The sequence below is a fragment of the Collimonas sp. OK412 genome, from assembly GCF_900112135.1.
Classification (GTDB): domain Bacteria; phylum Pseudomonadota; class Gammaproteobacteria; order Burkholderiales; family Burkholderiaceae_D; genus Collimonas; species Collimonas rhizosphaerae.
The window spans coordinates 171,021-196,584 of the sequence record NZ_FOLC01000005.1; the positions used below are offsets into that span (position 1 = coordinate 171,021).

General features: G+C 61.3%; 29 protein-coding genes. 22 read left to right on the forward strand and 7 right to left on the reverse strand.

Annotated features, from left to right (window positions below):
• Nucleotides 1–66 precede the first annotated feature (66 nt).
• Together BM062_RS07725 and BM062_RS07730 are read right to left on the reverse strand one after the other, a co-directional pair.
• Nucleotides 67–840: a TorF family putative porin gene (locus tag BM062_RS07725; protein ID WP_092395483.1), complete on the reverse strand. Its 774-nt coding sequence runs from the start codon at nucleotides 838–840 to the stop codon at nucleotides 67–69.
• Nucleotides 841–1,124: 284 nt separating this feature from the next.
• Entirely contained in the window at nucleotides 1,125–2,585 is a 1,461-nt protein-coding gene (locus tag BM062_RS07730) for a MocR-like pyridoxine biosynthesis transcription factor PdxR (protein WP_092395685.1), read from the reverse strand.
• 147 nt (nucleotides 2,586–2,732) lie between these two features.
• Between BM062_RS07730 and BM062_RS07735 the strand changes: the two genes are divergently transcribed.
• From BM062_RS07735 to BM062_RS07745, 3 genes are all read left to right on the forward strand, one after another.
• Nucleotides 2,733–3,194: a GNAT family N-acetyltransferase gene (locus tag BM062_RS07735; RefSeq protein WP_092395485.1), complete on the forward strand. Its 462-nt coding sequence runs from the start codon at nucleotides 2,733–2,735 to the stop codon at nucleotides 3,192–3,194.
• A gap of 111 nt (nucleotides 3,195–3,305) precedes the next feature.
• A complete protein-coding gene (locus BM062_RS07740; RefSeq protein ID WP_061542544.1) occupies nucleotides 3,306–3,548 on the forward strand; it encodes an accessory factor UbiK family protein in 243 nt (80 codons plus the stop codon).
• Nucleotides 3,549–3,558: 10 nt separating this feature from the next.
• A complete protein-coding gene (locus BM062_RS07745) occupies nucleotides 3,559–5,073 on the forward strand; it encodes a YifB family Mg chelatase-like AAA ATPase (RefSeq protein WP_092395487.1) in 1,515 nt (504 codons plus the stop codon).
• Between the two features lie 3 nt (nucleotides 5,074–5,076).
• Here BM062_RS07745 and BM062_RS07750 read toward each other — a convergent pair whose 3' ends face one another.
• Nucleotides 5,077–5,682, reverse strand: coding sequence for a TetR/AcrR family transcriptional regulator (locus BM062_RS07750; protein ID WP_254784989.1), 606 nt, complete (start codon nucleotides 5,680–5,682; stop codon nucleotides 5,077–5,079).
• A 327-nt stretch (nucleotides 5,683–6,009) separates the two neighbouring features.
• Between BM062_RS07750 and BM062_RS07755 the strand changes: the two genes are divergently transcribed.
• The 4 genes from BM062_RS07755 to BM062_RS07770 all read left to right on the forward strand — a co-directional run bounded on the left by BM062_RS07755 (nucleotide 6,010) and on the right by BM062_RS07770 (nucleotide 8,169).
• Nucleotides 6,010–6,222, forward strand: a complete 213-nt coding sequence (locus BM062_RS07755; RefSeq protein WP_092395489.1) for a DUF3460 family protein — start codon at nucleotides 6,010–6,012, stop codon at nucleotides 6,220–6,222.
• 157 nt (nucleotides 6,223–6,379) lie between these two features.
• Nucleotides 6,380–6,802 (forward strand): peptidase associated/transthyretin-like domain-containing protein, encoded by a 423-nt coding sequence (locus BM062_RS07760; protein ID WP_092395491.1) that lies wholly within the window; start codon nucleotides 6,380–6,382, stop codon nucleotides 6,800–6,802.
• 302 nt (nucleotides 6,803–7,104) lie between these two features.
• Nucleotides 7,105–7,362, forward strand: coding sequence for a BTH_I0359 family protein (locus BM062_RS07765; RefSeq protein WP_014008142.1), 258 nt, complete (start codon nucleotides 7,105–7,107; stop codon nucleotides 7,360–7,362).
• A gap of 126 nt (nucleotides 7,363–7,488) precedes the next feature.
• Nucleotides 7,489–8,169: a tRNA (guanine(46)-N(7))-methyltransferase TrmB gene (locus BM062_RS07770; RefSeq protein WP_092395493.1), complete on the forward strand. Its 681-nt coding sequence runs from the start codon at nucleotides 7,489–7,491 to the stop codon at nucleotides 8,167–8,169.
• Nucleotides 8,170–8,210: 41 nt separating this feature from the next.
• On the opposite strand, the gene BM062_RS07775 is transcribed toward BM062_RS07770, so the two are convergent.
• Nucleotides 8,211–10,112 (reverse strand): potassium transporter Kup, encoded by a 1,902-nt coding sequence (locus BM062_RS07775; RefSeq protein ID WP_092395495.1) that lies wholly within the window; start codon nucleotides 10,110–10,112, stop codon nucleotides 8,211–8,213.
• Between the two features lie 250 nt (nucleotides 10,113–10,362).
• Nucleotides 10,363–11,268 carry a 16S rRNA (cytidine(1402)-2'-O)-methyltransferase gene (gene rsmI, locus BM062_RS07780; RefSeq protein ID WP_092395497.1) on the reverse strand — a complete coding sequence of 302 codons (906 nt, stop codon included), beginning with the start codon at nucleotides 11,266–11,268 and terminating at the stop codon, nucleotides 10,363–10,365.
• Between the two features lie 12 nt (nucleotides 11,269–11,280).
• Between rsmI and BM062_RS07785 the strand changes: the two genes are divergently transcribed.
• The 7 genes from BM062_RS07785 (at nucleotide 11,281) to BM062_RS07815 (ending at nucleotide 17,528) form a co-directional block, all read left to right on the forward strand.
• Nucleotides 11,281–12,432 carry a penicillin-binding protein activator gene (locus BM062_RS07785; protein WP_092395499.1) on the forward strand — a complete coding sequence of 384 codons (1,152 nt, stop codon included), beginning with the start codon at nucleotides 11,281–11,283 and terminating at the stop codon, nucleotides 12,430–12,432.
• 16 nt (nucleotides 12,433–12,448) lie between these two features.
• Nucleotides 12,449–12,817 (forward strand): YraN family protein, encoded by a 369-nt coding sequence (locus BM062_RS07790; protein WP_092395689.1) that lies wholly within the window; start codon nucleotides 12,449–12,451, stop codon nucleotides 12,815–12,817.
• A gap of 136 nt (nucleotides 12,818–12,953) precedes the next feature.
• On the forward strand, nucleotides 12,954–13,550 hold the full coding sequence (locus BM062_RS07795) for a phosphoheptose isomerase (protein ID WP_092395501.1): 597 nt from the start codon (nucleotides 12,954–12,956) through the stop codon (nucleotides 13,548–13,550).
• Nucleotides 13,543–14,208, forward strand: coding sequence for a BON domain-containing protein (locus tag BM062_RS07800; protein ID WP_092395503.1), 666 nt, complete (start codon nucleotides 13,543–13,545; stop codon nucleotides 14,206–14,208). The genes BM062_RS07795 and BM062_RS07800 overlap by 8 nt, the downstream gene beginning before the upstream one ends.
• A 107-nt stretch (nucleotides 14,209–14,315) precedes the next feature.
• Nucleotides 14,316–14,906, forward strand: a complete 591-nt coding sequence (locus BM062_RS07805; RefSeq protein WP_092395691.1) for a LemA family protein — start codon at nucleotides 14,316–14,318, stop codon at nucleotides 14,904–14,906.
• Between the two features lie 33 nt (nucleotides 14,907–14,939).
• Complete coding sequence (locus BM062_RS07810; protein ID WP_092395505.1) at nucleotides 14,940–16,913, forward strand: M48 family metallopeptidase; 1,974 nt, start codon at nucleotides 14,940–14,942, stop codon at nucleotides 16,911–16,913.
• Nucleotides 16,914–16,997: 84 nt separating this feature from the next.
• Entirely contained in the window at nucleotides 16,998–17,528 is a 531-nt protein-coding gene (locus BM062_RS07815) for a TlpA disulfide reductase family protein (RefSeq protein WP_092395507.1), read from the forward strand.
• Between the two features lie 49 nt (nucleotides 17,529–17,577).
• On the opposite strand, the gene BM062_RS07820 is transcribed toward BM062_RS07815, so the two are convergent.
• Nucleotides 17,578–18,090 carry a winged helix DNA-binding protein gene (locus BM062_RS07820; RefSeq protein WP_092395509.1) on the reverse strand — a complete coding sequence of 171 codons (513 nt, stop codon included), beginning with the start codon at nucleotides 18,088–18,090 and terminating at the stop codon, nucleotides 17,578–17,580.
• Nucleotides 18,091–18,433: 343 nt separating this feature from the next.
• Here BM062_RS07820 and pxpB point away from each other — a divergent pair, with 343 nt between their 5' ends.
• From pxpB to BM062_RS07860, 8 genes are all read left to right on the forward strand, one after another.
• A complete protein-coding gene (gene pxpB, locus BM062_RS07825) occupies nucleotides 18,434–19,087 on the forward strand; it encodes a 5-oxoprolinase subunit PxpB (RefSeq protein WP_092395511.1) in 654 nt (217 codons plus the stop codon).
• Entirely contained in the window at nucleotides 19,084–20,061 is a 978-nt protein-coding gene (locus BM062_RS07830; protein ID WP_092395513.1) for a 5-oxoprolinase subunit C family protein, read from the forward strand. The genes pxpB and BM062_RS07830 overlap by 4 nt, the downstream gene beginning before the upstream one ends.
• Nucleotides 20,062–20,070: 9 nt before the next feature.
• The gene (gene pxpA / locus BM062_RS07835) at nucleotides 20,071–20,868 is read left to right on the forward strand and encodes a 5-oxoprolinase subunit PxpA (protein WP_092395515.1); all 798 of its coding nucleotides are present in this window, start codon (nucleotides 20,071–20,073) and stop codon (nucleotides 20,866–20,868) included.
• A 91-nt stretch (nucleotides 20,869–20,959) separates the two neighbouring features.
• On the forward strand, nucleotides 20,960–21,679 hold the full coding sequence (locus BM062_RS07840; RefSeq protein ID WP_092395517.1) for a DUF969 domain-containing protein: 720 nt from the start codon (nucleotides 20,960–20,962) through the stop codon (nucleotides 21,677–21,679).
• The gene (locus tag BM062_RS07845; RefSeq protein WP_092395519.1) at nucleotides 21,676–22,662 is read left to right on the forward strand and encodes a DUF979 domain-containing protein; all 987 of its coding nucleotides are present in this window, start codon (nucleotides 21,676–21,678) and stop codon (nucleotides 22,660–22,662) included. The genes BM062_RS07840 and BM062_RS07845 overlap by 4 nt, the downstream gene beginning before the upstream one ends.
• A 9-nt stretch (nucleotides 22,663–22,671) precedes the next feature.
• The gene (locus tag BM062_RS07850) at nucleotides 22,672–23,682 is read left to right on the forward strand and encodes a DUF2891 domain-containing protein (protein WP_092395521.1); all 1,011 of its coding nucleotides are present in this window, start codon (nucleotides 22,672–22,674) and stop codon (nucleotides 23,680–23,682) included.
• A 13-nt stretch (nucleotides 23,683–23,695) separates the two neighbouring features.
• Entirely contained in the window at nucleotides 23,696–24,349 is a 654-nt protein-coding gene (gene pcp / locus BM062_RS07855) for a pyroglutamyl-peptidase I (protein ID WP_092395523.1), read from the forward strand.
• Between the two features lie 96 nt (nucleotides 24,350–24,445).
• Nucleotides 24,446–24,862, forward strand: a complete 417-nt coding sequence (locus BM062_RS07860) for a F0F1 ATP synthase subunit epsilon (RefSeq protein ID WP_092395525.1) — start codon at nucleotides 24,446–24,448, stop codon at nucleotides 24,860–24,862.
• A gap of 67 nt (nucleotides 24,863–24,929) precedes the next feature.
• On the opposite strand, the gene BM062_RS07865 is transcribed toward BM062_RS07860, so the two are convergent.
• Entirely contained in the window at nucleotides 24,930–25,541 is a 612-nt protein-coding gene (locus BM062_RS07865) for an SH3 domain-containing protein (RefSeq protein WP_092395527.1), read from the reverse strand.
• Between the last annotated feature and the right edge of the window lie 23 nt (nucleotides 25,542–25,564).

Sequence of the window (25,564 nt, forward strand, 5' to 3'; positions counted from 1 at the left end):
AATCCAGCTTTGCTTTAAGCTCATGTCCTGGTCAGTTGGGGACAGAGTAATTCTGTCCCCAATGCGTCAGAAGGTCTTCGCTACCGAAAACACTACCCCGTTGCGGCCCAGGTTCTTGCCGCTCGGGCTGACGTACGCGCCATCCTTGGCGTCGGTGCCGACATAGGCAAGTCCCAGCGTCACGCCGGCCAGCTGGTCAAAGGTCTTGGTGGCGCCGATTTTCCAGTCGGTGTAGCTGCCGAAGCTGAAATGCTCCACGGTCTGGTGGCCGAGGTGCAGCCCCAGCGTGACGCCCGCGCCGACATCGAAATTGGCGCCGGCATCGTAATAAGCGCTGTTCTTGCTGTCGACCGTGCCGAACAGGTTGGTCAGCGCATGCGAGTACTTGAAATAAGCCGGGCCGTAGCCGATCTGGCCATACAGCTCGAAAGTGTTGGCGTTGCGGCCGATCTGGCTGTAGTTGTTGGTCGGGTAGTAGTAGTACAGGCCGCCGACGTCATAGGTGAAGCCGCCAGGCAGTTCGCCGCGCTTGCCGCCGTAGATGTCCCATTCAACCGGGCCCTTGCCGCCGGTGCCGGTATGGGCGCTGTCGACCGCATCCTTGATCCACTTGATATTCGACAGCCAGGTGCCCGCATACAGGCCGGTAGGGTTGTTGGTGTAGTCCGCGCCGCCCTGTATCGCCGGGTCAAAACGCGTTTGCGAAATGCCGCGGAAGCGGTAGTCGTTGACCGCGCCAATGTTGTAACTGATCTCGTTATCCGGCTTGGCGTCTTCGGCGTGAGCGAGACCTGCGGAGAAACTTGCTGCTATTGCTGCGGCTAAAATCAGCTTTTTCATGGATGTCCCTGTTGGTATGTTGAATGAAAAACCGCTAAATCAGTACTCCTCGGACTTTCCATAGCAGAACCCATGCCAACTGCGCCGATCTCTCCTTTTCCATGACTGCAGCCCCTTGTGGGGCGTTTTACTCACTGCTTTTACTGATTGTTAACTGCGGGATGTTCTTGCACAAAAAAATCGGCAAGGAAATGCACCACAATAATGCACGCATTTAATTGAGCATTATTTTGGTGCAAAAACATGAGGGAGAGACTACATGACGTCCTGTAGTCGGCTACAAATCAAGTCCAGGCTTGCTGCAGGGATAACAGTGCGCGCCCGATGGCCACTTCGTCGACACCGGCAAAACCCAGCGCCAGGCCGGCTCGATGCTGCGGATTGACTGCTTGCCCAGGCAGGCAGAACCGGCTCATGGGATTGAGCTCAACGCCGGCGGCGATGGCCTTGGCCACCAGGTCAGCCTCCTGTCCGGCGCTCGCCAATGGCAGGCTCAGGTGCAAACCGGCGGCGACCTTGGGCAAAGGCAGCTGCTGTCCGAACAATGGCGCCCAGCCTTCCAGCAAGGCGTCACGGCGCGCGCGGCTGGCGCGCCGCATGCGCCGGATGTGGCGTTGGAAATGACCGGCCGCGATGAATTCGGCCATCACCGCCTGGTCCGCGGCCGGCGGATGGCGGTCGCCCATGGCGTGCAGCGCGGTCAGCGCCGGCACCAGCTTGGGCGGCAGCACCAGGTAGCCCAGCCGCAAACCGGGAAAGGCGATTTTTGAAAAGGTGCCGACATACAGCACGCGCCCGCTGCGATCGAGCGCCGCCAGCGGCGCCAATGGCGTGCCGTCGTAACGATATTCGCCGTCGTAATCGTCTTCGACGACCCAGGTGTTGTGGCGCTCGGCCCAGGCTAGCAGTTCGAGCCGGCGCGCCAGCGACAGCGTGACCCCGAGCGGATACTGGTGCGACGGCGTCACATACGCCATCCGGCAATCAGCGTGCTGCGCAAGTTGCGACGTGTCCATCCCATCCTGGTCCAGGGCAATCCCCACCAGCTGCGCGCCAACCACCGCCAGCGCTGCAGCTGCAGCCGGATAACAAGGATTTTCGATAGCGACCTTGTCGCCGGCATCGAGCAGCAATTGCGCGCACAGGGCAATCCCGTGCTGCGCTCCGGCCGTGATGACGATTTGCGACGGTTCGCAAGCCAGCCCGCGCGCCTGCCGCAGGTAGGCCGCAATCAGTTCGCGCAGCCGCAGGTTGCCGGCGGCGTCGCCGTAACCCATTTCCGCCAGCGGCGCACGACGCCAGAACTGGCTTTGCAGACGGCCCCAGATCTGGTTCGGAAACAAGTCATAGGCGGGAATCCCGAGCCGGAACGCGCGCGCCGGCCCGGCCGACATGCGGCGCCGTGTCTCATATCCGCTCAAGCGCCCCTGCATGGCCGATTGCCGCATGGCGGGCGCTGCCGCGGCCTGCGCATCCGGCTCGGCAACAACTGCCGCCGCCAGGCCATCGGCATAGGTGCCGTCGCCCACCCTGCTGCTGATGTAACCCTCGGCGTACAGCTGCTCGTACGCCCGCACCACGGTATTGCGCGACACCTGCAAAGCCAGCGCCAGGTTGCGCGAAGTGGGCAGCTTGATGCGGTAAGTGCCGGGCGTGGCCAGGATCCGTTGGCGCAGCGCCAGGTAGAGCTGCTTGGCCAGGCCGTTGCCGCCGTCCAGCGTAATGCCGGCTGGATCGAGGTTCATCAACAGGAGCGGAGGCGCAATCTTCACATTGGACCTATAAATATAATCAATCTTGGATCTTTGATGATACCAACTTGCGGCGCTACGATAAACGCTGTTGTGCACCCGCAGGCATTTATCGTCATCGTATTTCCACAGGAGGTTATCTTGGCATCCGCACCACGTTCATCGATTCAGATCAAGGCGCTCAGCGAGCAGGATTTCGCCATCTGGCAGCCGCAATGGCAGGGCTACCAGGATTTTTATGAAGTCGATATTCCGCAAGCCACGCGCCTGGTCACCTGGCAGCGCCTGCTGGATCCGAAGGAACCGGCGTTCGGCGCGCTGGCGATGGCAGGCGGCGAGGCGGTCGGCCTGGTCCACTGGATTTTCCATCGTTCCTGCTGGACAGTGGAAGATTCCTGCTACCTGCAAGATTTGTACGTCTCGCCGCAACAGCGCGGCGCCGGCGTCGGCCGCCGGCTGATCGAGCATGTCTATGCGCAGGCCAAGGCGGCCGGCAGCACCCGCGTGCATTGGCTGACGCACGAAACCAACAGCACCGCGATGCAGCTGTACGACCGCATCGCGCAACGTTCCGGTTTCGTGCAATACCGCAAGCAGCTCTAGCGGCGGAAGGATGGGTGGTTATGGCTTAAACTGCCCCGCCGGACCAGAATTCCGATGTCGGGTTTGCCTGTATCGGTTATCATTTTTCTTATTTACCTTGAAGGGCCGATCATGAACAAACCCAACTTTTTTGACGACATCCAGGCCAAGATCAACCAGGCCATCGAAAACTCTCCCGCCAAGGATATCGAGAAAAACGTCAAGGCCATGCTGGGCCAGGGATTCTCCAAGCTGGACCTGGTCACGCGTGAAGAATTCGACGTGCAGGCCCAGGTGCTGGCAAGCACCCGCGCCAAGCTCGAAGCGCTTGAGGCTCGCGTGACCGAGCTTGAAGCGCAATTGAAACGCCCTTGATGCCGAGCCAGTGACGCTGGCGGTACTGAGAAGCCGGGCGCTGGCAGGCATGCAGGCGCCCGCGGTCACGGTCGAAGTCCACCTGGCCAACGGCCTGCCATCTTTTACCATCGTCGGCCTGCCCGAAACCGAGGTCAAGGAATCCAAAGACCGGGTCCGCGCAGCGCTGCAAAATGCGCGTTTCGAATTTCCCTCGCGCCGCATCACGGTCAACCTGGCGCCAGCCGATCTGCCGAAAGAATCGGGCCGTTTCGATTTGCCGATTGCGCTCGGCATCCTGGCGGCTTCGGGACAAATGCCGTCCGACCAGCTCGATCAATATGAATTTGCCGGGGAACTGTCGCTGTCTGGCGAATTGAGGCCGATACGCGGCGCGCTGGCGATGACTTTCGCCATGACCGCGGACAGCGGCGAACGCCGTGCTTTCATCCTGCCGCGCGGCAATGCCGATGAGGCGGCGCTGGTTGGCGATGCTTGCATTTTCCCGGCTGACAGTTTGTTGCAGGTATGCGCTCACTTTTCCTCTCTGCAACAGGAAACAAAACTGTCGCGCCACACAGCGGAGCCGCAACGGCGGCTGCCTCCCTACCTCGATTTCAGCGACGTCAAAGGACAGGCGCAGGCCAAACGCGCGCTGGAAGTGGCGGCGGCCGGCAACCATAGCGTGCTGCTGGTTGGCCCTCCGGGCACCGGAAAATCCATGCTGGCGGCGCGTTTTCCGGGAATCCTGCCGCCTATGAGCGATCGTGAAGCGCTGGAATCGGCCGCAGTGCAGTCGCTCACCAGCGGTTTTTCCGGCGCGCGCTGGAAGGTGCGGCCATACAGGGCGCCGCACCACACTGCGTCCGGCGTGGCGCTGGTGGGCGGCGGCAGCCCGCCGCGTCCGGGTGAAATTTCCCTGGCGCATCGCGGCGTCTTGTTCCTCGACGAACTGCCCGAGTTCGACAGGCGTGTGCTGGAAGTATTGCGCGAGCCGCTCGAATCCGGCCACATCACGATTTCGCGGGCCGCGCGCCAGGCCGATTTTCCCGCGCAGTTCCAGCTGCTGGCGGCGATGAATCCCTGTCCTTGCGGCTACCTCGGCCATGCGGCCAAGCCATGCCGCTGCACGCCCGATAATATCCTGCGTTACCAAAACAGGATTTCGGGGCCGCTGCTGGATCGCATCGACATGCAGATCCAGGTGGCGGCCGTGCCCCACGATCAGCTGCTCAAACAAGCCGATGGCGAATCTTCCACCGCGATCGCGGCCCGGGTGGCGCAGGTGCATGGGTTGCAGATGGTCCGCCAGGGCAAGCAAAACAATGGCTTGTCGGCCAATGAAATCGACCGCTTCTGCAAACCCGACAAGGCCGGTGAAAAACTGCTGAGCGGCGCGATGGCGCACCTGCACTGGTCGGCGCGTGCTTACCATCGGGTATTGAAAGTGGCGCGCACCATCGCCGACCTGGCCGCGGCCGATATCATCGGCGCAGCCCATGTGGCGGAGGCGATCCAGTACCGGCGCGCGCTGCAGGATAAATGAATCTTATGCCCGCTCAAAAAGACGCGGCGCTGCGTTCTTCGCCTGGTTCAGCAGCAGTTCCGCCGCCTGCCAGGCTCGCTCCGCGGCCGACGGATCGTTGAACGCACGAGCGTCAATCGTGGCGCCATCGAGCAGCATCACAAACACGCCGGCCAGCTGTTTTGCGGCCTTGTCTGGCACTATCTCCAATAATAATTCTTCAAACCACCCGAACAATTTCACCCTGTAACCGATTGCCACTTCCGACACGCCAGGATAGGCAGTGCCAAATTCGGCAAGCGCCCTCTCGAATAAGCATCCTGCGAATTCAGGACTGCGAAACCAGGCTCCGTACCAGTCAAAAATGGCTTTGATGCGGGCGCCGGCATCTTCCATCGGCGCCAGCTGCCGAGCGATGCTGTCGACGATGAAAGTGAAGCGCTGCCCCAGGACCTCCCCGATCAGGTCGTTTTTTCCTGCGAAATGACGATACATGGTCATTCTCGCCACGTTTGATTCGTCAATGATCCGATCCACGCCGACAGGATGGAAACCATGCGCGGAAAACAGCTCAGTCGCCTTATCCACTATTTGCTGGCGCTTGCCAGCCCCTCTTGTAATGTTGCCCACTAACTATCTCCAATGGAAATACCACAACGTCTCCACACGCCATCAATCATCTGAATAACATTTTGACAACCGACGTTTTCTGACGATAACGGGTGCAGCCTATCATTGGGCAGCTCTAGCAACGTTCAAGATTGCCAGATGGATATGACGAAATACTGCTACATGCACGTAGAACGGACTATATCTTTTAGTTTTCATTTGAAATATTTCTATACTTCCAGGCAATTTCCCACGGTGTTGCAAGCTGCATGCTTGCGCCATTAAATACAGGAGCAGGAAACTCGAGACGCGGCTGGAAGTCCAAAAATCATCAGGACTGGAGGCCATATGTTTAGCAAACCGAAAACCTACAAGGCCGGACATGATGGTTACGTTTCGGAAATCACGCTGTTCCTGGACAAGTTTCTGGAAGAGCACCCTGAAGTGATTGATGAGCAAAGCCGGGGCTGGCACATATTCTGGGATCGCGACGTCGACCTGGACGAACAGAAAAGGGCCGGCAAGGACAGCGTGCCGACCAAATCTTATTACTACAGCTGAATGCGCAGATAGCAATCCGGTTTAAGCTGATTTTAATTTGCGGCCGCTAAGATGGTTTCCGTAGGCGCGCCAGATCCATCTCTTCACCGTCGCGCCGACTTCTTTTCCTCATTCCGCCATCGCCCGTGCCGGGAGATGCATTTTTGGAGGAAGCATCATGAACAAGCGCTCTCTTTTTGCCGTATCAGTATTGCTGGCGGCCAATCTGGCCTTTGCGGCCGATGCCGTGCCGGGCCGGCTGCAACCGGTCACCAGCGGCGCCGTCACTTACTTGTCCGGCGGTATCGGACAAGACGAATCGACCGCCATACAACAAATGGCCAAAAATTATTCGCTGGAGCTCGAGTTTGTCATCAACGCCTCGCCCCGCGCCGAATTTACTTCTGACGTGCAGGTGAAGATCAGCGACGCCAGCCACAACGCAGTCCTGGATACCGTATCAAAAGGGCCTTTCCTGCTGGCGCAGCTGCCGGCAGGCCGTTACCGCCTTGAAGCAACCAAGGACGGCAAGAGCAAGGCTCAGGATGTGACAATCAAACAGGGATCGCATCAACACATCATGTTCGAATGGACCGAGTAGCGGATCTGCAACATCGCCGGCAAGGCCCGGCAACGGCAATTCAGGACTGCGGTGCAATGGGATCTGGCGATTTTGGATGGCTGTTAAGAAAAATGCATAGCCTTGATCAACATTTAGTTCGTGACAAACAGGAGTGCTGGCGTAGTATATAAATGAAATGAATGCTTAAGTTCTTCACCAGATAAATATGTCTCATCAGAAACATGTCTCTCGGAAAAGGAGTTAACAATAATATTTTCATTGGCTGGCTTGAAAACTGCTTACTCGATCATTACCTTCTGTCTTAACTACCGGGAGCGCATATGAACCTGATTTATAACAGTGACCAATACAGCGTCGTCGAATTTGGTGCCGATGAACAACGCGAAGCCTTGCGCTTCGGCGGCTATGAAATCGTCGATAAATCATTCAAGCGTGAGATTTTCATTGCTGGTGCCTTGGCCGAGTTTTTCCGTAAAGGAGTCGAAGATCTGATCGCGACCGAGCCAAGCATCGAAGATATCGATGCCTTTTTAGGCAATTATGACTCGATGATGAGTCAGCCCGTAACCTTGCAGTAATTTCTTTTCCGATCCACTTCGTTTCAGTCAACCTGCGGTTGCCGGCGCCGCCGGCTTCATCGGGAAGACTGGGGCGGCCTCGCCGTCTCCGCGGTTTCATCGCAGTCCGCTTCCTTTCGTCCCTTCATGTACGCCAATTCCAGTCCGATCCACAGTGCCCAGAGCGGCGTCCATGACCAGCTTGCGGCCACCGTCGCCAAACACGCGGCGCATGTTTTTCAAAAACCGGTCAGCATCTACAACCAGCGCGCTTTCGATGAGAGCATGGCGGCCTGGCGCGCTGCCGGCAGCTTGCCGCTGATCCTCGATGCGGGTTGCGGCGTCGGCCTGTCAACCATGCACCTGGCGGCGCAATATCCCGATCATTTCGTGATCGGCGTCGACCAGTCGGCGGACCGGGTCGGCCGCAATACCCTGTGGCAGGGAACGGCGCCGCTGCCCGGCAATTTCATGCGGATTCGTGCCGACCTGGTGGATTACTGGCGCCTGCTGTTGGCCGCTCGCGTTTTCCCGGCGCGGCATTATTTGCTGTACCCGAATCCATGGCCGAAGATTGGCCAGCTAAGCCGCCGCTGGCACGGCCATCCGGTATTTCCTGATATCGTCGCGCTCGGCGGCATCCTGGAATGCCGCAGCAACTGGCAGATTTATGTGGAGGAATGCGCCAGCGCCCTGAGCCAGCTCAGCGGCAAGGAAGTTGGCTGCGAAGCATATCTGCCGCAACAGCCGATCACTCCGTTCGAGAGCAAATACCTGGCGTCCGGCCATCGTTTGTGGCGTTGCCAGGTTAACCTCGGCAAGCATTGAATCCCGCCGGCCGGAGCGGCTAGCGGGGGTACTCCGGCAGCTCAGATTTCGACTTTGGTGCCCAGTTCAACTACCCGGTTTACCGGGATATGGAAAAAGTCAGACGGCTTGGCGGCGTTCTGGTACATCCAGGCGAACAGTTTCTCGCGCCACAGCTGCATGCCAGGAATCTTGCTCGGGATCACGGTGTCGCGCGCCAGGAAGAACGACGTGTCCATGACATCGAACTCCAGGCCGAACTGGCTGCTGGCCAGGGCCATCACGGTGTGGACATCAGGCGCTTCCTTGAAACCGAAAGCGGTGCGCAGGATGTACACATCGTTGCCCAGCTCCTTCAAGGTAAGGCGCTTGTCGTCTTCGACGAAAGGCACGTCCCAGATACTGATCTTCAGGAAAAACACGCGCTTGTGCAAGATGCGGTTGTGCTTCAGGTTGTGCAGCAGCGCCACCGGAACCGTGGCCACATTGCCGGTCATGAATACCGCCGTGCCTTCCACCCGGTGCGGCGGATGGGCCAGCAAGCCTTCGACGAAAGGTTCCAGCGGAATGCCTTCGTCCTTGGTGCGCTCGCGCAGCAGCATGCGGCCGGAGTACCAGGTCATCAGCAGGAAGAAGGCAAAACCGCCCAGCAGCAGAGGGAACCAGCCACCGTCGACGATCTTCAGCAGGTTGGCCGCAAAGAAAGCGAAATCGACGATGAAGAAGGCGCTGATGACCAGCGCCACCAGGAACGGGTTCCACTTCCAGACCGTGCGCATGACGACTGCCGCCAGCACCGTGGTGATCAGCATGGTAGTGGTCACCGCAACGCCGTAAGCGGCGGCCAGGTTGTCGGATTTCTTGAACGCCAGCACCACCGCCACCACCAGTATCAGCAGCATCCAGTTGATCACCGGCACATAGATCTGGCCGCGTTCGTCTTCGGAAGTGTGCAGGATGCGCATGCGCGGCACGAAGCCCAGCAAGATGGCCTGGCTGGTGAGCGAGAACGCGCCGGAAATCACGGCTTGCGATGCAATCACGGTGGCAGCCGTGGCCAGGATCACCATCGGCAGCAGCAAGGCGTCAGGCACCATCAGGTAAAACGGATTCTGGATCGCGCTCGGATTGGTCAACAGGTTTGCGCCCTGGCCAAAATAATTCAGCATCAGGCAAGGCATCACGGTAAACAGCCAGGCAAAGCGGATCGGCCGGATGCCGAAGTGTCCCATGTCGGCGTACAGGGCTTCGGCGCCGGTCAGCACCAGCACCACCGAACCCAGCACGATGAAGGCTTGCAGCGCATGCTGCTGCATGAAGGCAAAAGCATAATAAGGATTGATCGCGGCCAGGATTTCAGGCGCCTTGATGACGTTGTAGACGCCCAGCAGGCCGAGCGACAGGAACCAGACGAACATCACCGGCCCGAACAGTTTGCCGACCACCGTGGTGCCGTGTTTCTGGATCAGGAACAACGCGATCAGGATCACCAGCGACAGCGGCACCACATAGCGGCTTAGCCCCGGCGTGGCGATTTCCAGCCCTTCCACCGCCGACAGCACCGAGATGGCAGGCGTGATCACGACGTCGCCGTAAAACATGCAGGCCCCGAACACACCCAGCATCATCAGCAGCTTGGCGCGGCCGGAACCGTTTTTTGCGGTGCGCAGCGACAGCGCCATCAACGCCAGCACCCCGCCTTCGCCGTTATTGTCGGCGCGCATCACGAACAAGACATATTTCAGCGAAACCACGATCGTGATGGCCCAGAACAGCATCGAGATAATCCCCAGCACTCCGGCCGGCGTGAACGGGATGCCATGTTCCGTGCTGAAGCACTCTTTCAGCGCATACAGCGGACTGGTGCCGATATCGCCAAACACGATGCCCAAAGCAGCCAGCGTAATGATGTGGAAACGGGATGACTTGAATCCGGCGCTATTGCTGTTTTGCGTATTGCTCATGTTCTCTCTCTTATTGGTAAGGGCAAGTCTGGCTATGGCCCGCTTACTTCAATTTGATATTTGCTTGAAACTTTTTGCGGCATTGCACAAGGAGGCGGATTTTACTCTCGAACCCGGGACCGGCACTAATTTGGAATGCTGCCGCCGTTGCTAAAATACATCCCCGCGCCCATCAATTTGTGCATATTTATGGTCAAGTTTAGCGAATCAGAGCGGTATTTATTGATAACAAAAGGCTATCATATTTGTGTTAACCGGCATTTTTCAACGCCAGCGCCCGCTCATACAGGGCGTTTTTCTTTTGCCCGGTAATTTGCGCCGCCAAGGCGGAAGCTTGCTTGATCGACAATTCCGCCAGCAGGATCTGCAAAACCCGCTCGCCTTCCGCACTATCGTCGAGCACGGCCGGCGCCGCTTCGACCAGCAGCACGAATTCGCCCTTCTGCCGGTTGCCGTCGGCCGCCAGCCAGGCCGGTGCGTCACCCAGGGGGCAGCGGTGCACGCTCTCGAACAGCTTGGTCAACTCGCGCGCCAGCACGATTTGACGATCCGGGCCGAAAGCCTGCAGCAAGGCATCGATGGTTTCCAGGATCCGGTGCGGCGCCTCGTACAGCACCAGGGTCGCAGCCGCGCCGGTCAGGCCGGCCAGCACGATTTCGCGCTGCCGGGCCTTGCTCGGCAGGAATCCGACGAACTGGAACTGGTCGTTGACCAGGCCGCTGACCGACAGCGCGGTGACCGCCGCCGACGGCCCCGGCAGCGGCAAGGCGCGCAAACCGGCGCGCAGCACGGCGTCGACGATGCGCGCGCCAGGATCGGAGACTGCCGGCGTGCCGGCGTCCGACACCAGCGCGATGCGCTCGCCGGCCTGCAGCCGGGCCACGATTTTTTCCGCAACTTCCCGTTCGTTATGTTCGTGCGCCGCCAGCAAGGTCTTGGATAAACCGTAGCGGCCCAGCAAATGGGCGGTATTGCGCGTGTCCTCGCATGCCACCGCGTCGACCATGGACAATACGTGCAAGGCGCGCAGGCTGATATCGCAGACATTTCCGATCGGTGTGGCCAGCACATATAATGTCGACGCGGGATACGCTTGCTGCGCCACCTCATCCAAAATTGCTGGGTTGATGAGGTTGCTGGCAGATTGATGAGTCATGGGGAGTAATGAATGTTATATAAATGGGCCAGGCTGGCTTTGGCGATGTGTATCCTGTTCAACGGATTGTGCCCGCCTGCGCTGGCAAACACAACCACCGCGGGCGCCGCTGACCCCGATGGCGGCGCCGACACCATTCCGCTGGCCAGCATCGCCTTGCTGCTGCCCCTGCGCTCAGGTCCTCTGGGCGCGGCGGCCGACGCCGTGCGCGGCGGCTTCCTGAACGCCTATGAACGCGACAAGAATGGCCTGGCCGTGACCGTGATCGAAGCGGCCGACACGCCTGGCGACATGCTGGCGGCCTACCTGACCGCCAGCAAGAAATACGATATCGTGGTCGGCCCCTTGTCGCGCACCGGCCTCACCGCCATCATCCAGAACGGCAAGATAGAAAAACCGACCATCGCCCTGACCCAGCCGGATTTTTCCGGCGGCAAGGAAATCGCCCTGCCGGCGCAGCTGCTGCCGGTCGGCTTGTCGATCGAAGCTGAAGCGCGGCAGGTGGCGAGCTGGGTCGGCGCCGACTATGCGCCCGGCACGGTGTTCGTGCTGAGCACCAGCACCACCTGGCAAAAACGCGTCGCCAATGCCTTCATACAGCAGATCCAGGGCAGCGGACTGCATGCCGACCTGATGACCTTGAACCTTGAAGACGGCACGTTCAACGCCGGCGCGCTGGCGCAGCTGCAGCAACGGATCGAAAGCGAAAAACCGCGCCTGCTGTTCGCCGCCCTCAACGCCGACCAGGCCCGGCAGATTCGCAGCGCAGTCGGCCAGGAAACGCCGATCTTCGGCATTTCCCAGCTCAATCCGCTGACCCTCAACGACAACAATCCAGAACACCAGATCCCTGAACTGAACGGCGTACGGCTGCTCGACATTCCCTGGCAAGTGGAAGCCGACCATCCTGCCGTGATGGTGTATCCGCACCAGCCGGTGGCCGCCGACCAGCGCCGCAATGCCGACCTGGAACGGCTATATGCATTGGGCATCGACGCCTTCCGCATCGCGCATGAAATCGCCGCGCGCAATACGGTATTCCAGATCGACGGCGTGACCGGCCAGCTGAACATCAGCTTCGGCGTCGGCATGCCCAGTTTTGAGCGCATAGAACCGGCCGCGGCCTATCAGAACGGCGTCGTCACGCCGCTGGGTGCGCCCTGATCCGGCCCCGCGCCTGATGAAACCGTTGAAAGCGCCGACGCCGCGCCAGGCCAGCGGCCGGATGGCGGAAGACCGCGCGCTGGCCTACCTGCAGCAACGCGGATTAAAACTGGTCGAAAGGAATTTTCGCTGCAAGGGCGGTGAAATCGACCTGGTCCTGGCCGAGCCGGTTTCCGGCCTGCTGGTTTTTGTCGAAGTCAGGCAGCGCAACAGCCGGCGCTACGGCGGCGCCGCAGCCAGCGTCACGCGCAGCAAACAAGCCAAGCTGATCATCGCCGCCGAAGTGTTCCTGCAGCGCTACGCCCAGCCGCCGGCCTGCCGCTTCGATGTGGTCGCCATCGACGATGACGTGATCGAATGGATCAGGCAGGCGTTCGAAACATGATTAAGCTGCCGGCTTGACCGCTATAATCAGGCCACGATAACCATGGCAAGCATATCAGGCAGGAAACTAAGCAGAAAACCGTCCTGCCGGCGACGCGGACCACAAACCCCAGCATTCCACACAGAATACCGACATCATGATAAATCAACGCATCCTGGCGCACTTCAACGAAAGCGCCGAACTGAAAACCCGTGCAGCGGAAGTCCTGGCGGGCCCGATTGCCAGCGCGGTTGAACTTATGTTCTCTGCGCTGTCCAATGGCAACAAGATTCTTGCCTGCGGCAACGGCGGCTCTGCTGCCGACTGCCAGCATTTTGCGGCGGAACTGGTGGGACGCTTTGAACGGGAGCGGCTGCCGTTGCCGGCGCTGGCGCTGACTACCGATACTTCGATCATCACGGCGGTCGGCAACGATTACAGCTATAACGAAATCTTTTCCAAGCAGGTGCAAGCGTTTGGACAAGCCGGCGACGTACTGTTGGCGTTCTCGACATCGGGCAATTCCGCCAACGTGCTGGCTGCCATCGATGTCGCGCTGGAACGCGACATGCGCGTCGTCGCCATGACCGGCAAAGGCGGCGGCGCCATCGGCAAGAAACTGACTGAAGCAGATGTCCACATCTGTGTGCCGCACGACCGCACCGCGCGCATCCAGGAAGTCCATCTGTTAACGATTCACTGCTTATGCGACGGCATCGATGTCGCTTTATTTGGAGGAGATGCGAATGATTGATCGGCAAAACCCGGGTTGGAGCAACTGGCAGCGTCCGTTGGCTGCCGTAGCATTGTGCGGCACAGTGGTGATGGCTTTGCAAGGTTGCGTGGCGCTGGCGCTGGGCGGCGCTGTCGCCGGCGGCTTCGCCGCGACGGATCGCCGCACCCTGGGCGCGCAGACCGAAGACAAGGCCATCATGGTCAAGGCTGAAACGCGGATTCCCGGCGTGGTCGGCCAGGACGGCCACGTCAACGCCACCAGCTACAACCGCAAGGTGCTGCTGACCGGCGAAGTGCGCGACGATGCCGCCAAGGCAGCGGCTGAGCGCGAGGCCCAAGCCATCGAAAACGTGCATGCGGTAGCCAATGAACTGGCGATCGGCGCACCGTCGACTTTCTCCGCGCGCTCCAACGATACCTTCATCACCAGCAAGGTGATCGCCTCCCTGGTCGACGCCAAGGATGTATTCGGCAACTCGATCAAGGTGGTGACCGAACGCGGCAATGTCTACCTGATGGGCCGTGTCACTGAACGCGAAGGCAAGCGTGCAGCCGAAATCGCCGCCGGCGTCAGCGGCGTGCAAAAAGTGGTCAAGGTGTTTGATTACATCACCGAGGACGAATTGACGCAGATGTCGTCGGCGCCAAGGGAAAGCAGCAAGGAAAACGCCAAGTAATCGGCCTGCCTTTAGGGGCTGGATGGAATCCGGCTTGCTTTTCCGCTTCTTGTCATATAACGTTGCCGCTGGACAAATTGTCCGGCGGCTTTTTTTTGGGGAAAACCATGATCGGCTTCATCATTTTTCTGGCAATCGTGCTCGCCATCGTGTTTTGGGCGGTCGGTATCTACAACCGCCTGGTGAGCTTCCGCAACCGGTTCAAGAACTCGTTCGCCCAGATCGACGTGCAGCTCAAGCGCCGTTACGACCTGATCCCCAACCTGGTGGAAACCGCCAAGGGCTACATGAAGCATGAACGCGAGACGCTGGAAGCGGTGATCGCGGCGCGCAACCAGGCCGTCAGCGCCAATGCCAAGGTCGGCGGCAACGCCACCGACGCGGCCGCGGTACAACAGATGGCGGCCAGCGAAGGCGCGCTCAGCGCCAGCCTGGGCAAGCTGTTTGCGTTGTCGGAAGCCTATCCGGACCTGAAAGCCAACCAGAACATGATGCAGCTGACGGAAGAGCTGACCGGCACTGAAAACAAGATCGGCTTTTCGCGCCAGGCATATAACGATAGCGTGATGGAATACAACACCGCGATCGAACAATTCCCCGGCTCGATCTTCGCCAACATGTTTGCTTTCAAGCCGGCCGAATTGCTGCAGGCAACCGAAGCGCCTGAAGAACGCAAGGCGGTCAAGGTGACGTTCTAAGCCCGGCACGCAAGCGTAGCTGAAGCAGCGCGCATGACTTTCTTCGAACAGCAGCACCAGGCGCGCCAGGAAACCAGGAAACTGGTGTTCCTGTTCGTGCTGGCGGTGATCGCCATCGTGCTGACGGTCAACCTTGCCATGGCGCTGTTATGGACGTTCAAGTTCGGTAGCCACCATGAGGTGCTGCGCCAATATCCGAAGGGCTTCTTCGAAGTCAATACCCTGGTCACGCTGCTGCTGATCGGCGGCGGCACCCTGATCCAGACCTTCAACCTGCGCGATGGCGGCGACGCCGTGGCGCAAATGGCCGGCGGCCGCATCGTCTCGCCCGCCAGCGGCGACCTGCAGGAACGGCGGCTGTTGAACGTGGTGGAAGAAATGGCGCTGGCGTCCGGCATTGCCTGCCCCAAGGTCTATCTGCTGGAGCGGGAAGATGCCATCAACGCCTTCGCCGCCGGCTACAACCAGAACGAGGCGGTAGTCGCGGTCACGCGCGGCACCTTGAACCGGCTCACGCGCGATGAACTGCAAGGTGTGGTCGGCCACGAGTTCAGCCATATCCTGAACGGCGACATGCGCATGAACATCCACCTGATCGGCGTCTTGTTCGGCATCCAGATGATCGCCGGCTTCGGCCAGCAGCTGATGAACTTCGGCCGCTTCTCCGGCAGCCGCAGCGACGACAAGGGCCCGCCGTGGCAGCTGGTGCTGTTCCTGGCCGGGCTGGCGTTGTTCCTGGTCGGCTATATCGGCATCTTCTTTGGCCGCCTGATCAAATCCGCGGTGTCGCGCCAGCGCGAATTCCTGGCCGACGCCAGCGCCGTCCAGTTCACCCGCAATCCTGAGGGCATAGGCGGCGCCTTGCGCAAGATCGGCGGTCTCACCGACGGCAAGAGAATCGGCTCTCAGATCGATCATCCGAATGCCGAGCAGCTGTCGCACATGTTCCTTGGCAGCGCCCGCCCCAACCTGCTGGACGGCTGGTTCGCCACCCATCCGCCGCTGGCGGAGCGCTTGAAGCGCATCTACGGCCGCAGCATGTCGCCGCTGGAAGCGCCGGAACTGGCGGTGCCGTATGCCGCCAGCGAAGAACGCCTGCCTGACCTGCCGTTTGCCGCTGCTGCTGCCGGCCTGGTGGGCGCAGCGGCGGTACCGGCAGCCGCGCCGGCGGCCGGCGGATTGCCGACGCCGTCGCTCGAATTCGGCAACAGCAGCGGCAAAGCCGCGCTGTCATCCCAGCTCAACGGCGCGGTGCGCGATCCTTTCTCGGCGCGCGCGGTGGTCTATGCCCTGCTGCTGGGTGAAGGCGCAGAGCGCGCAACGCAGCTCGCGCTGCTCAAGCAGGAGGCGCCGCAGCAGGCAGCGCTGACTACTTTCCTGGAGGAATCGATTGCGCAGCTGCCGCTCAGCGCCAGGCTGCCCTTGGTTGACCTGGCGATGCCTGCATTGCGTCAGCTGGCGCAAGCCGAGCGCGACAAGATGCTGGCGCTGGTGGACCAGCTGATCGCCGCCGACAGCCGCATCACGTTGGCTGAGTTCGTGCTGCAAACCATCCTGGCGCGCCGCCTGGCGCTGCGCTCCGGGCGCCTGGTGCCGGTCAGGTTCAATCGCCTGTCCGAACTGAGCGGCGACATCGCCGTGCTGCTGTCGCTGGTAGCGCATGTGGCAGTGCCGGCCGACCATGCCGATGCTGTCGGCGCGCGGCTGGCGGCGTTCCTGCGCGGTGCCCGGCTGTGCCCTGAACTCAATCTCGCCGCCCAGCACTATTGCGACGGCGCCAGCCTCGGCTTCCCGCAGGTAAGGCTGGCGCTGGACCATGCCAACCAGCTGGCGCCGCTGGCCAAGCCGCAGCTGGTCAAAGCCCTGCTGGCCGTAGCTGACGATGGCGCCCCGCTGCAGATCGCCAGCGCCGACATCCTGCGTGCAATCTGCGCCGGCATCGAAGCGCCGATTCCGCCCGCGGTGGCTGCCACTTATCACGCCTACCCGTGGCAATTCGACAACTGACCGTTAATTTCGGGGCTTTCGGCAGAGCCGCTCCCAGATAGTTATAATGGGTCTTTCCGGGTTTCGCCCGTACTGGATTCTGTCATGCAAGCTCAAGTTGAAAACACCGCCGGCAAACGGCTCTGGATCAAGGTTGCAGGCGCCGCCGCGGTGGTAGCGCTGGCGCTGGCCGGCTACCTGTCGATGGCCAACACCCATGCGGCGCCCGATGTCACGTTCACCAATATCAAGGGCGAACAGGTATCGCTGAAGAGCTTGCGCGGCAAAGTGGTGATGGTGAATTTCTGGGCCACCAGCTGCACCACCTGTGTCGCCGAAATGCCGCAAATGGTGCAGACCTACAATATGTACAAGGACAAGGGCCTCGACTATGTGGCCGTGGCGATGAGCTACGATCCGCCCAACTACGTCATGAATTTCGTGCAAACCCGCAGCCTGCCGTTCCAGGTCGCCCTGGATACGCAAAGCAAGCTGGCCGATTCCTTCGGCGACGTCAAGCTGACGCCGACCACTTTCGTCATCGACAAGCAAGGTAACATCATCAAGCGCTACGTGGGCGCGCCCAAGTTTGAAGAGTTGCATGCCTTGCTCGACAAGGCACTCGCGGCAGCATAAAAAAAAGGCGCTTCAAGCGCCTTTTTTCATATCCGCCTTTTTGCCAGGCTTATCTCGACGTCGCCGCGCGCGAAGCCGTGTCATACAGGCCCGAGGCGGTGCGCAGCAACTTGGCGGCGTCGCCCAGCGCCTGGTTCGACAAACCGGTATCCGACAGCACGGTGACCAGGCACTCCTCGCGCATTTCACGGTATTTGAGGCACAGCGCGTAACCGCTTGCCGTGGCGGAAAAATACGCTTCCTTGCCGACTTTCCCGCTTTCTATGTAACCGGCCTTCACCAGTTTCTTCAGCGCGTAGCTGGCGATATGCGTGTCCTCGATATTCAGCACAAAGCAGATGTCGGCCAGGCTCTTTTTGCGTTCGCGATGGCAAACGTGGTGCAACAGGGAGACTTCGACCGGCGTCATGTCCTTGACGCCGGCCGCCGACATGCAGCGCGCCATCCAGCGATTGAATGCATTGCCGGCAATAATCAACGCATATTCCAGTTCCGACAGCTCGACGCTGCTTTCCGACGCCAGGTGGGCGGAAGACAGGATTTTAGGTGCGGCGACGTTCATACATTTCTCACAAAACGACAAGAAAAACCAATCATACAACTAGTTGCACCAAAAACCAGAGTGAATTCAAACCGACATTCCAGCAACATTACACGCTATTTACATACAAATTATTGACATTTTATTTTTGATGAAGGATATTGCCCTTTGCTTAAACTCTGACTTACAAAGAGTAAGCTTGTTGGGGGTAGACTGATTCGGCAGGCTGCGACGGCTGCGAACTTGTCCCGCCATTTTTCTTTGCAATTAAACGTGTTGTCCCAGCAATCGGGGAACAGAGCCTTGCGACAGCCAGGCCCGGATCCGCGATTGCCGACTATTCTGCCGAAGGAAACCAGCCGCAATGACCCAAGCCGTCATACAAGCTCTTGGCGAAAGCGCCCTGATATTGCATACAGGAGCCAGCGCCACCCTGGATTGCCAGCAGCGCTTGTGGGCCATCGCAGCCAAGGCAGCGCATTGGCCGCACGTGCGCGATGTGGTGCCGGGCATGAATAACCTGACAGTGCTGTTCGACCCGCTGGCGGCCGACGCCGGGCAACTGGCGGACAAGCTGCAGAACGCATGGGACGCCGCTTCCATCAGCCAGAAAGCCGGACGGAAGATCGAAATCCCGGTTACCTACGGCGGCGCCTGCGGCCCCGACCTGGAAGAAGTCGCGCGCCACACCGGCCTGTCGCCGGCAGAAATCGTCAAGCGCCATACGGCGGCTGAATACATCGTCTATTTCATCGGCTTCCAGCCCGGCTTCCCTTACCTGGGCGGCCTCGACCCCCAGCTGGCCACACCGCGCCGCAGCGAGCCTCGGCTAGTGGTGCCGGCGGGGTCGGTCGGCATCGGCGGCAGCCAGACCGGGATCTATCCGGCAGCCTCGCCCGGCGGCTGGCAACTGATCGGCCACAGCGCGCTGCGCCTGTTCGATCCCGCCGCCAATCCCCCTACCTTGCTGCAACCGGGCGACCGCGTGCGCTTTGTCGCTAGCGAGGTGATCGCATGATCAAGATCATTCGCGCCGGCCGCATCAACTCGGTTCAGGACATGGGCCGCAGCGGGTTCCGCCATCTCGGCGTCTGCCAGTCGGGGGCGCTGGACCGCACCGCGCTGGCCATCGCCAACCTGCTGGTCGGCAATCCGCACGGCGCCGCCGCCATCGAATTCACGCTTGGCCCCTGCGAGCTGGCGTTCACGGCCGATTGCCGCATCGCCTTGGGCGGCGCGGATTTCGCGGCGACGCTGGACGACAAGCCGCTGCCGTCATGGTGGAGCGTGCATGCGCGCGCCGGCCAAACCCTGAAGCTGAACGCAGCGCGGCACGGCATGCGCGCCTACCTGGCAGTCTCCGGCGGCATCGACTCCGCCATCCAGCTGGGCTCGCGCGCCACCGACCTGCAAGCCGGTTTCGGCGGCCATGGCGGCTGTGCGCTGGCCGAAGGCGACAGCCTGCCAACCGGCGCGCCGGACAACCCCGGAGCAGCGCTGCATACCGCGCCGTCTTTCGGCGTCCGCCCGCCCTCCTGGTACGAAGCCGACGATACAGAAACGCTGGCGATCCGCGTGATCCCCGGCCCCGAATATGAGTTATTCACGCAAGCCGCGCAAAAGACTTTCTGGAACAGCGACTGGACCCTGACGCCGCAAAGCAACCGCATGGGCTTCCGCCTGAGCGGCCCGGAACTGAAGATCAAGAAAGGCAGCGACCTGCTGTCCCACGGCGTGCTGCCGGGCGTGATCCAGGTACCGCCCGCCGGCCAGCCCATCGTGCTGATGGCGGATGCGCAGACCACCGGCGGTTATCCGAAAATCGGCGTGGTGATCAGCGCTGACCTGGCCAGGCTGGCCCAGCTGCGCTTTAACCGCACCATACAGTTTGTCGAATGCGACGCCGCCCAGGCGCGCGAAGAATTACGCCAGGACGCCTTGTATCTGCAGCAGATCGAAGCCGCGATGCACTGGCTGCGTCCGGCCAGATAGGAGCAGACGATGCCCAAGAAAAAATCACAGCAGGTAGACCTCAACGCCGACCTCGGCGAACAAAGCGACGGCAGCGATGAAGCGCTGCTGGCGCTGGTCAGTTCGGCCAATATCGCTTGCGGCTGGCATGCCGGCAGCGCCCTGATGATGCAGCAATGCGTGGCCTGGGCGGTGGCGCAAGGCGTCGCCATCGGCGCCCATCCCAGCTTTCCCGACCGCGACAATTTCGGCCGCACCGAAATGCAGCTGCCGGCCAATGAAATCTATAGCGGCGTGCAGTACCAGATCGGTGCGCTGGCGGCGATCGCCGGCGCGCACGGCGTCCAGCTGACGCACGTCAAGCCGCACGGCGCGCTGTACAACATGGCGGCGCGCGACGCCAAACTGGCGGACACCATCGCCGCCGCCATCCGCGACGTCGATCCGGGCCTGGCCCTGTTCGGCCTGGCCGGCAGCGAACTGGTCGCCGCCGCCCGCCGCGCCGGCCTGCACGCCGTGGAAGAAGTGTTTGCCGACCGCGGCTACATGGCGGACGGCAGCCTGGTCAAGCGCGGCACGCCCGGCGCCCTGATCGAAGACGAGGAACAGGCACTGGCACAAACCATGCATATGATCCGCGAAGGCAAGGTCCATGCGATCGACGGCAGCTGGGCGCCGGTCAAGGCCGACACGGTATGCCTGCACGGCGACGGTGCACACGCGCTGGCCTTTGCGCACCGCATCCATGACGAGCTGACACGGCAAGGCATTGCCATCCGCGCGCCGCGGACGGTAGCTGCCGACACCCTGTTTCCGCTGCTGGGTTAAGAAACAGCAACACCAGGCAATACCAGGCAACACCAGAAAATCAACAGAATCGACGGCGCAGCAACGACCGTCTCAACATGAGGAGATAGCAATGACCGTAACAGAATTGTTGCCGCTGATCGGCATACCGATCGTAGTAGCCGGCTTCGCCTTCAAATTCAACCCCTTGCTGGTGGTGACCGTGGCGGGCCTGGCGACCGGCTTGTCGGTCGGCATGGATCTCGGCACATTGCTGGAAACCTTCGGCGAAAAATTCGTCAACAGCCGTTCGCTGGCGACCTTCCTGCTGATCCTGCCGGTCATCGGCCTGCTTGAAAGCTATGGCTTGAAAGAGCGGGCGCAGGACTGGATCGCCAGCCTGGCCAACGCTACCTCGGCACGCATCCTGATGCTGTATTTCGTATTGCGCCAGTTCCTCGGCGCGCTCGGCCTCACCTACATCGGCGGCCAGGCGCAAACCGTACGGCCTTTGCTGGCGCCAATGGTGGAAGGCGCCGCAGTGGCCAAATACGGCGAACTGCCGGTCCCGATCCGCGACAAGATCCGCGCCCATGCTGCCGCCTGCGACAACATTGCCGTGTTCTTCGGCGAAGACATTTTCATCGCCTTCGGCGCGGTGCTGCTGATGGATGCCTTCCTCAAGGAAAACGGCATCACCAATATCGAACCGCTGCATCTCGGCTTGTGGGCCATCCCGACCGCCATCGCCGCGCTGATCATCCACATGACGCGCCTGACCCGGCTCGACGCCAGCATCCGGCGCGACGTCGAAGCCTGGCAAAAATCCACGGGCCAGGAGGTGGCAGCATGAAGACCCTTCTCACCATCAACGAGATTTATTACCTGGTCGGCATCATCGTCATGCTGCTGGTCGGCATGACATTGCGCGACAAAGGCAATCCGAAACGCCTGACCACGGCCTTGTTCTGGTTCCTGTTCGGCGCGGTGTTCCTGTTTGGCGACATGCTGGTGGCCGGACTCGGCAAGCCGCTGGCCTACCGCGTCATCGGCAGCGTGGTGGTGGTGATTTCCCTGATCGCCGGTTGCGGCCTGCTGTCGGCCGGCTCTTACAAGCAACGCAGCGCTGAAGAACGCCAGGCATCGGCCAACCGTTTCGGCAACTGGATCTTCCTGCCGGCGCTGCTGATCCCGCTGATCACCGTCCTGTGCACCGTGCTGCTGAAGAATGTCTCGGTCGGCGGCGTCTACCTGCTCGACCAGAAACAGTTGACGCTGGCGGCGCTATGCGTAGCCAGCGTCTGCGCCATCCTGGCCGGCTGGAAACTGACTGGCGGTACGCCGCTGCAGGCCGTGCGCGAATCGCGCCGGCTGGTCGACGCCATCGGCTGGGCCGCGATCCTGCCGCAGATGCTGGCCATGCTGGGCGGGGTGTTCGTCGCCGCCCAGACCGGCAAATCGGTGCAGGAAGTAGTCACCCTGTTCGTCAATCCCGACAACCGTTTCATGCTGGTCGTGATTTACTGCGTCGGCATGGCCTTGTTCACCATGATCATGGGCAACGCCTTTGCGGCCTTCCCGGTGATGACCGCCGGCATCGCGCTGCCGTTCCTGATCACAGGCCAGCACGCCGATCCGGCGCCGCTGGTCACCATCGGCATGCTGGCAGGTTATTGCGGTACGCTGATGACACCGATGGCCGCCAACTACAACATCGTGCCGGCGGCGCTGCTGGAGCTGACCGACAAATACAAGGTGATCAAGATACAGATTCCTACGGCGCTGACACTGCTGGCCGCCAACGTACTGTTGATGTACTTCATCGCGTTCCGCTAAGGAGATACCATGCACCTGACCCTTGACCAGGTTTCCGCCTTCGCGCGCTTGCCCTTGCGTTCGCTGCGCCACGAGTACCCTAACCACATCATGCATGTCTTGAACGGCCCGCAGGATGCGTTGTCGCCGCGCGTCCTGCACCCGGTGTTCTACGGCTGCTACGACTGGCACTCGGCGGTGCACGGCTACTGGCTGCTGGCGCGCTGCGCCCGGCTGTATCCGGCGCTGCCGCAGCAGGATGAAATCGCTGCGCTGTTCGACGACCACTTCAGCGCCGCCAACATGCAGCAGGAACTGGCGTATTTCCAGGCGCCGGGACGGGTCTCCTTCGAACGTCCCTACGGCTGGGCCTGGATCATGGCGCTGGCGCAGGAACTGGAAACCTGGCAGCACCCCAAGGCCAAGGCCTGGCTGGCGGCGATGGAACCGCTGACGGCCGAAATACGCAGCCGCGTGTTCAGCTATTTTTCCAAGCTCGGTTATGCGATCCGGGTCGGCACCCACTACAACAGCGCGTTTGCCTTGAAGCTGATACTCGATTTCGCGCGCCACCGCAACGATACGGAACTGGAAAACGCGATCGTCAATGCCGCCTGCCGTTACTTCATGGGCGACAGCAATTACCCGGCGCACTACGAACCCGGCGGCGACGAATTCCTGTCGGCGGCGCTGACTGAAGCCTTGCTGATGGCGGACGTGCTCGAGGCCGATGTGTTCGTCGACTGGTTCGCCCAGTACCTGCCGGCGCTGGCCGATATCGACCGCCTGATGAATCCGGCCGACGTCAGCGACCATAGCGATCCCAAGATCGCCCATCTGAACGGCTTGAACCTGAGCCGCGCCTGGTGCATGAAGCGGATTGCCCGGCGCCTGCCGGAAAACGATCCGGCTGCCGCCACGCTGGCCGCGGCGGCGCGGCGCCATATAGAAGCCGGCCTGCCGCATGTCGTCAGCGGCGAATACGCCGGCGAGCACTGGCTGGCGACATTTGCCATGCTGGCCATGGAAACAGTCAGCTAAGGCGGAGCAGCACATGACCCGGCACACAATTTTGCTCACCGGTTTCGAGCCGTTCGAACAGGAACCGCTTAATCCGTCGTGGGAAGCGGTACGCGCGCTGGACGGCTGGCCATGCGCCGGCGCCCAGGTTGCGGCGCGCCAGCTGCCCTGCGTGTTCGGCCAGGCACTGCAAGTGCTGGGGCAGCTGATGGAAGAACTCAAGCCGGCCCTGGTGATCTGCGTCGGCCAGGCCGGCGGCCGCAGCCAGATGTCGCTGGAACGGGTGGCGATCAATGTCGACGATGCGCGGATCGCCGACAATGCCGGCCGCCAGCCCATCGACCAGCCGATCCGCAGCGGCGGCCCGGCGGCGTATTTTTCGACGCTGCCGATCAAGGGCATGGCCAAGGCGATGCGCGCTGCCGGCATCCCGGCGGAAGTGTCGCAAACCGCCGGCACTTTCGTTTGCAACCATGTGTTCTACGGCCTGATGGACCAGCTGGCGGCGCATGCACCCGCGGTGCGCGGCGGCTTCATCCATATCCCTTACATTCCGTCGCAGGCGGCGCGTCATCCCGGCCAGCCCAGCCTGGCGCTGGAAACGCTGGTCGAAGGTTTGCGCATCGCACTGCAGAGCGCCATGACCTTGCAACAGGATGTGGAAGAAGGCGGCGGCCAGCTGCACTGATTGCAGCAGGTGCGGATTGCGTTAATTTCCTGATGCCGTGCAGGCGATCTTGTATCATTGGCTTAATGGGGACAGGCCCTAGCTACAGGAAACCGTATGTCGGAAACTCAAGTCGTGGTCGTTAGTCCCGAAGGCGAGTTATACGCCGGGAGCGCCGGGTTGGTCACTCTGCCAGGCATCGCCGGCTCGCTCGGCATCTTGCCCGGCCACACGCCGCTGCTGACCCGCCTGAGGCCGGGTGCGGTCCATATCAAGCGGGTAAGCGGCGAAGACGATTACATTTATGTCGCCGGCGGCTACGCCGAAATCCAGCCGCACTCCGTCACCATCCTGGCCGACACCGCGATCCGCGGCAAAGACCTCGACGAAGCCAAAGCCACCGCGGCCAGGCAGCAGGCCGAGGAACGTTTGCAAAACCAGGCATCGAATATCGACTACGCCATCGCGCAAGCCGAACTGGCGGAAGCCACGGCGCAACTGGCGACGCTGGCGCAAATGCGGCGCGGTAAATAAGCTGGTTTAGGCGCCGGGCGCCTTGTCGCAGATCACCGTGATCGCGGCCTAGGCGCCCAGGCCAGGCCTATCGCGGCTGTGGCCTGTCTTGGCCCGGTCGGCCTGGCCTGTTGCCGCCATGCGACGGCCGGCCGCCTGGCGGCTTCGTTCCTTGCGGCGGACGGTGCCCACCGCCGAATCCGGGCGGCCGCGGCCGGCCCGGCGCCACTACCGGCGGTTTCGGGAACGGCCTCGGCGGCGGCCGCACCACTACCGGCGGACGCGGCCGATGGTGCGGACGATGCGCCCAATGCGACTGCTGCCCGTACCACGGACGTCCGCGATAATTCTGCCCCCAGTAGGCGCCGATGCTGAAAGCGATGATCGGCAATCCGATAGCGCTGCCGTAAGTGATCAGCGGCACCTGGCTGCCCTGGTAGGGATAGTTCAGGTTCTGCGCAAACACCCAGCCGCGGTTGCCGTCAGGGAGCGACACATCGCACCAGCTATAGCCGTTGATACAGCCAGCCACCGTTACCGGCGTGCCGGGCCGCAACTGGGCCACCAGCGGATAATCGCGCGCCGGACCGGCGCGCAGGTTGACGTTCTTGCTGGTGAATGCCTGCTGCTGGGCAATTGCCGCAACAGGCAGGCCGAGGCAGGCAACTGCAATCAGCGGTAACAGACGGATGCGAAACATGACCACCTCCAATGGATTGACAA